Origin of the sequence: Clostridium sp. CX1, assembly GCF_025398335.1 — a bacterium.
GTDB lineage: Bacteria > Bacillota > Clostridia > Clostridiales > Clostridiaceae > Clostridium_AM > Clostridium_AM tanneri.
In genome coordinates, this window is sequence record NZ_JAODOO010000042.1 from 1 (window position 1) to 3234 (window position 3234).

Annotated in this window: 5 protein-coding genes; 1 reads left to right on the forward strand and 4 read right to left on the reverse strand. The window is 31.8% G+C overall.

The features are described from left to right. Nucleotides 1-81: 81 nt before the first annotated feature. The gene (locus N4T77_RS19955) at nt 82-306 is read right to left on the reverse strand and encodes a LexA family transcriptional regulator (RefSeq protein ID WP_261673616.1); all 225 of its coding nucleotides are present in this window, start codon (nt 304-306) and stop codon (nt 82-84) included. Nucleotides 307-721: 415 nt separating this feature from the next. Here N4T77_RS19955 and N4T77_RS19960 point away from each other — a divergent pair, with 415 nt between their 5' ends. Next, nucleotides 722-1693, forward strand: coding sequence for a DUF4352 domain-containing protein (locus N4T77_RS19960; RefSeq protein WP_261673617.1), 972 nt, complete (start codon nt 722-724; stop codon nt 1691-1693). 32 nt (nt 1694-1725) lie between these two features. Here N4T77_RS19960 and N4T77_RS19965 read toward each other — a convergent pair whose 3' ends face one another. From N4T77_RS19965 to N4T77_RS19975, 3 genes are read right to left on the reverse strand one after another with little or no spacing between them, the layout of a single operon-like run. Further along, entirely contained in the window at nt 1726-1920 is a 195-nt protein-coding gene (locus N4T77_RS19965; RefSeq protein WP_261673618.1) for a phage holin, read from the reverse strand. Between the two features lie 58 nt (nt 1921-1978). After that, nucleotides 1979-2782 carry an N-acetylmuramoyl-L-alanine amidase gene (locus tag N4T77_RS19970; RefSeq protein ID WP_261673619.1) on the reverse strand — a complete coding sequence of 268 codons (804 nt, stop codon included), beginning with the start codon at nt 2780-2782 and terminating at the stop codon, nt 1979-1981. Between the two features lie 59 nt (nt 2783-2841). Beyond that, nucleotides 2842-3153: a hypothetical protein gene (locus tag N4T77_RS19975; protein ID WP_261673620.1), complete on the reverse strand. Its 312-nt coding sequence runs from the start codon at nt 3151-3153 to the stop codon at nt 2842-2844. Between the last annotated feature and the right edge of the window lie 81 nt (nt 3154-3234).

A 3234-nucleotide genomic window follows, 5' to 3' on the forward strand; every position in this document is an offset into this window, starting at 1 on the left:
ATGTACCACAATGTTATAAATTACTATTAAATAGAGGCACTAAGGATGAAAATATTCCTAGTGCCTTTATTTATACCAGTATTATATTGTTTTAGTTAATCGAATAGTTCTTGGCCCTTTATCTAATCTTGTGATATATCCACCACTTTCTAAACGTTGAAGATATCCATGTACTGTTGATGTAGAACTTAGCTTTAGTATAGTACACAGTTCTCTTATTGTTGGTGAATAGCCATGTTCATCAATGTAATTTCTTATTGCTTTTAGTAAATTCTTTTGTTTTTCAGTTATCTTTTTATCAGCCATAATACCCCTCTTCTCCCTTAATTAATCTTCTACATCTTAAACAATATTCATTTGCAATTATTTAATGCATATTTTAATACCAAACACCTGTTTCTATTAATTTACATTATATAAGAACATTAGTTTGTAGTCAACGCCCTAATTTTCTTTACTAAGTAAAAAAGGTTCCTTAGATGTATATGCGACACCTAAAGTACCTGACGGTGATAAGGATATTTATACATATAACAGATAACGCTATAAACAATATAAAGACTAGTATTAACCCTTAAAAATGACTCACAGGGTTAATACTAGTCTTTATTTTTAATATTTCGTCTAATTATATATAATTTATTCCTAAAAAGTACTCATTTGACATAAATATGATTTTTTTGTAATAATGATAGTATCGTAATCTCAAGGGGGAATAAATATGAAAATAGTAAAAAAAATTACTGTAATGTTAACGTTAGTAGTATTTACACTAACGCTAGTTGCATGTGGTCCTAAACCAGATGCAACAGTGAAAAACTTCTTTGATGCAGTAAAAAAGGCTGATGTTAACTCTATGGCTACATATGTAAAGAAGGACGTAAAGAAGGATATTTTTAAATTTGAAGATGCTGAACAAGAGAAACTAGTTAAAGCTATTTTACCAAAGGTAAGTTATGAAATAGTTTCTTCAACTGTTGAAGGCAGTAATGCTACAGTAAAGGCTAAAGTAACTTCCTTAGATCTACCTCGAATATATAGCAAAATAGTAGCCGATTTAATGCCTTCACTTTTTGCCTCTGCTCTTTCGAATAAAGCTGATGATGCTAAGGCTCAATTACTGCAATCATTTTTAAATGCAATTAATGATCCTAATGCAACTAAAACAACAACTGATGTTGATATTAAATTAGTTAAAGGAGATAAAGGGTGGTTAATAGAACCTACTGATGATTTACTTGGAGCCTTAACTGGAAACTTAAATAAAGCATTTAATGGTAATGGAAAAAGTGCTAATACTCAGGTAAATCCAGATTCAAAATTATATAATCTTAATGAAGAAGCCAAGATAGGAAGGGCATCATTTACTGTAACAAAATTCGAGTTATCTGAGGGACAAGACTTTGATAAACCGAAGGAAGGATATGTATTTGCCATTATAACAGTAAAGAAAAAAAATATCAGTAATGATACATTATCATACGGTGAATCTGATTTTAAAATACAAACAGATAAAGGTCAAATACTAGACACATCTATAAGCTCCATTGGAAAGAGACTTGATTCTGGTAAAATTGCAGGTGGTGGCGAAGTTGAAGGAACTATAACATTTGAAGTTCCAAAAGACAGTACTTCCTTAACTTTTATGTATTACCCAGAATCTGAAGCGTTATTAAAGTTTAAGTTAAAATAATAAAAGCCCTAGGCGTGTGCCTGGGGCTTTTATTATTTGTCTGATATTCCAGGAGTAATAGGATCTATTATTATACCTACCATAGTTAAAATACCTAGTAATGTATTTACTAGGTCATTATAGTTATCTGGTACAGTAAATAGATTGAATGTCTTTGCCATGAGTGATATAAATGCAGCAAGTGCTACCCAGAATGCTTTATTTTGTAGACGCTTCTTTATATTCATAAATATTCCTCCAAACTTTATTTTTACAAACTAAAAGAGAGCCTTTTCAGACTCCCTATTATAGTTTTCCAACTTGTTTTAAAACAGCTTTTATAGTTTCAAATCTATCAGAACCAGATATTAGTACAGTGTTATCACTAGGTTTCCAAGTACCACCTACCATATAAATATTTTCCGTAAAGTCAATTACATCCTGAGTAAGGTTATCCTTGTTACAGATAGGACATCTTAAAAAATCTGCTAAATATTCAGCAGCTCTTTTATCTGGTCCTTCGCCATATACAACTAATTTTTTCATTTTCTTGTTTCCCCCTCCATTTGTTGGTTTACTTTGCACTGTTTGTCCAGTAAGGCCTTGTACTATTGCTGTAGCTATTGCATCTGCTCCTAATTTATTGTACAGATCTGCATCTGATTGAGTATCTACAAAACATACCTCTACCAGTATAGCTACTGGCTTACTATGCTTTATAACATATAAGCCACTACCATCTTTTACCCCGCGGTTAACAAATCCTAACTTAACTAATTCATTTTGAACTTTACTAGCTAGTGACTTTCCTGCAGTACTCATGGCAAATACTTCACTACCTTTTCCGCCGCCTGCATTTAAGTGTATAGAGACTAAATAGTCAGCACTAGCAGCCGCATCACATCTCTTCTGCAAACTATCTGTAACACTTGAAGCTCTAGAAGGTCTTGCATTATATGCTTGATGTCCTAAGGATTGTAGTTTAGCAATAACTCTATTGGCTATATCTAACGCACAATCCTGTTCAATTAAATATCCTACTGCTCCTCCATCTCCACCCAAACTTCCATTTACATTTCCATGCCCTGGATCTATTGCGAACTTACTCATAAAAATCATCCTCCTATCTAAAATATGTTGTCATGATTAAAGTGTTAATAGTATCTATTTTATTTACTAAAATAGGCTACTACCGCAGTAACTACAGCTGCAGTAATAGCCCAAAATTCTTTAGTGTTATAAAATTTAATCTTATTCTTAGTTTTGTTATCTTCGGTTATGTTACTAGTAAATGTAGTTACTATTTTTTCTGTAAACTCATTAAGGGTCTTTTGTTGTTCCTTTGAATTTTCATTAATCATTAGTTTTATTTCTGCTTGTGACTTTTCTATACTGGCCAGCTGCATCCTTTGCTCTATATCACTTTCTTCAAGTCTTCTTATTCTCTTTTCATGGTCCTGTAATGTTTCTAGTTCATTCATGTAAAACCTCCAATTTACAAAATAAAAAGAGACTATTTCTAGGCTCTAATTTCCTTATATTTAGTTTTAAAATATTTACGT

Bases quoted from the DNA above. Each gene is read 5' to 3' on its own strand.
- N4T77_RS19955 (WP_261673616.1), bottom strand. From the start codon at position 306: ATGGCTGATAAAAAGATAACTGAAAAACAAAAGAATTTACTAAAAGCA.
- N4T77_RS19960 (WP_261673617.1), top strand. From the start codon at position 722: ATGAAAATAGTAAAAAAAATTACTGTAATGTTAACGTTAGTAGTATTT.
- N4T77_RS19965 (WP_261673618.1), bottom strand. From the start codon at position 1,920: ATGAATATAAAGAAGCGTCTACAAAATAAAGCATTCTGGGTAGCACTT.
- N4T77_RS19970 (WP_261673619.1), bottom strand. From the start codon at position 2,782: ATGAGTAAGTTCGCAATAGATCCAGGGCATGGAAATGTAAATGGAAGT.
- N4T77_RS19975 (WP_261673620.1), bottom strand. From the start codon at position 3,153: ATGAATGAACTAGAAACATTACAGGACCATGAAAAGAGAATAAGAAGA.